This window comes from Bartonella sp. AD328YNZD (assembly GCF_042196425.1).
Genome location: NZ_JBHIQG010000323.1, coordinates 1 through 2,607, shown reverse-complemented (window position 1 = coordinate 2,607; position 2,607 = coordinate 1). Strand labels below are relative to the sequence as shown.

Here is a 2,607-nt window from a genome sequence, read left to right as displayed (position 1 = left end):
TCAGCTGCAAAACCAATACGCACGCGCGTTGCACCAGCCCACTTTTCTTTAAAAGTGAAACTGTGGGTTCGTTTAGCACCAGCTTCAAGCGCGTCTTTACCAATATTAATTCCAGATTCTGTTAATATCTTCTTAATATAATTTATGTGATTTGGAGCAATAATGTATGTTTTTCCTGTCTTCGTGTCATCTTTATTAGACCACATAATATCCGTATCAACACCTAAAATAAGGCCATTGCCGAGATCAATATTGGAACCTGCGTAAAGACCACCCATGAAACCAGATAGTTTAGGCAAATAATCGTCATCTACTGGAATCTTTTGTCCACTAGCAAGAATATCCATCTTTGTTTTACCCGAAAAACCACCAAGCTGCCCACCAAGATAGAAACCTGTCCAAGAAAAAGTTGGAGCAACAATAACGGGAGCAACAGGAGTTGGACGCGGGGGAACAATAACATCTGCTGCCTGCACCGCTGAAGCTGAAACAAAAGCGAAAGCAGAAGCTGTTATTAACCATTTTATATTCATATTTTCTCTCCATAGCTGAATATTTATTTGAACACGTCATTTCATATAGAGCCCTATCTCTAGATATCTGTAGCAAAAATGATACACTCATAAAAAAAACAAAAAGCCTCTCCCGCCACCCTTAATTGCTTGATCTGTAATAAATAAGAATTAAACTATGCCCACAAAGGATCTCTTTTCGTCACATTTTCTCTCCTTTATGAATTTTGCAAAAAATCTACACTATCCCCTCCGTGTAAAGCATGTATTATTGGCTATGAAAGATTGTCTTTTATAGCTTACCTGCACTATTGAAGATGCTCTCATTTATATTTAAATAACGAAAACCATTCCCCTGCACATCACAAAAGAGCAAATGTGTGTGGATAAATAAAACTATTAAAGGCTAAAATGCCACCTATGAATACTCTCAATATCAAAAATAGCGAGAACTGTTAAAGTATTGAAAACAGCCAAATGCAACCGTTCTATTTAAATTCATACAAACAAAATTTTTAGCTTCACCCTTCGCATGACCAAAATGCAAATAGCTCTCTGATTGTTTTTTTAGATTGTAAAGGACACTTGTATCGCACAAAATAAGACTCCCAATATTCCATAAATTGCAACAAAATCACAGGTAATTTATCACACATGCTCTTTGTTTTAATTAGTCATTTATTATTTTTTGAAATACTTACGCTTCTGCTTAACTTTCTAGAAAATCTTTTTCAGAGCTTTAGCCCTATTTGTAGGCTATCATTTCATACTCTTTTTAGTTAAATTGAAAAAATACCTCAAGAAAGACACCAGCTATGATAAACATCAAAACTTATATAAAAACACTCCTTAATGCTGAAAAAATGAAAGATCTTTCTTAAAGCCTTCAAACATACCTTTCTTAAAAAATCATAGATTTAGCAGAAAAATATCTCTCTTCTTCAACTCCCTCACACATATATACATCTCTTAATGTTGTTTTTTCACTTTTTAATAACTCATTGGACCTCGTGCAAATAGGTTTGGTCGTCTTCTTTTCCCTGATCCTTTTTTAGGATAATGATCTCTTTTTTTACCAGAATGTAACACAGGGACTAACTGAGCTGCTGTTATGCATTCGCTGTTATTTGTGCAAGAAAGTTCTATCTGAAAAACTTCTGATAAGATCTTTCTAGATCGTTCACTAGAAAAAAGATCTATAGGAGGAACAATCGCAGATATGTCCTGTATTAACTTTTGAGAAAACAAAACAGAAGAACCCTGCGCTACAGAAATTGAAGCAAAAGTAGCAAAAGTTGTCATAAAATATTTTATATTCATAAATTTAACCTCACAAAATATCCACAATGGATTTTATTTAGTATCCCCATTGAAAATTTCCAGAGAAAAATAACATGTTGATAGATGAAAGGTGAGAATTCTAAAAAACAAAACTTTGGAGCATTCTAATTTTAAAATAAATGCAAATTCCCCTGCTCTGCCAACATAGAAATCATTTGTTTGGTAGTAAATAAAGACATGAAGTATCGTCTAAAAATAATAAACAACGGGAATTTTACATCAACATATTGATTTATAAAATACCCCCATGAATGAACGCTCTAAATATCGTAAGATTCTCCCATTTCAAACTTGATCATGATGCATTAAGAAAATTTTTCGCTTACACATCATAAATGAAGTTGATTCATGGATAAAATTCTTAACAAAGGGGGACTGTTGAGCTGTTTAAATACAAAAACTATTGTAACATTTTGACTAGGCAAAAAGCACTACTGCTGTCTTGTTTTTTGCGCACTTTTCTAAGAGTCATTTTTTGTATCGTTCAGAGTTATCGTGATCATCTTTATATATTAAGCCTTCCAACCTACCGTATGTTTCCAGCCTCTCCTCAAAATTGCTTTGTTTCAAATAAAAGCTGTTACAAAAATAAAAAATATGAATGCAAAAATACTTTTATTGCCTAAATTTCAAATGAAATAGCACTTAAAAATTTATTATAATTCTTATCAGAAAAAATGAGAGGATAAAATGCCCATAATGTACAAGCATTTTGCCCTCTCACATCAATAATTAACTCCATTTAAAAGCCAAT

1 protein-coding gene and 1 pseudogene are annotated in these 2,607 nt (G+C 32.9%); both read right to left on the bottom strand.

From position 1 onward, the window contains the following. Window positions 1-533 (bottom strand): annotated as a pseudogene (locus ACFIO3_RS11235) (hemin-binding protein E); the annotation flags it as partial. A gap of 969 nt (window positions 534-1,502) precedes the next feature. Further along, window positions 1,503-1,832, bottom strand: coding sequence for a hypothetical protein (locus ACFIO3_RS11230; RefSeq protein WP_375608050.1), 330 nt, complete (start codon window positions 1,830-1,832; stop codon window positions 1,503-1,505). Window positions 1,833-2,607: the final 775 nt, after the last annotated feature.

Bases quoted from the DNA above. Each gene is read 5' to 3' on its own strand.
- ACFIO3_RS11230 (WP_375608050.1), bottom strand. From the start codon at position 1,832: ATGAATATAAAATATTTTATGACAACTTTTGCTACTTTTGCTTCAATT.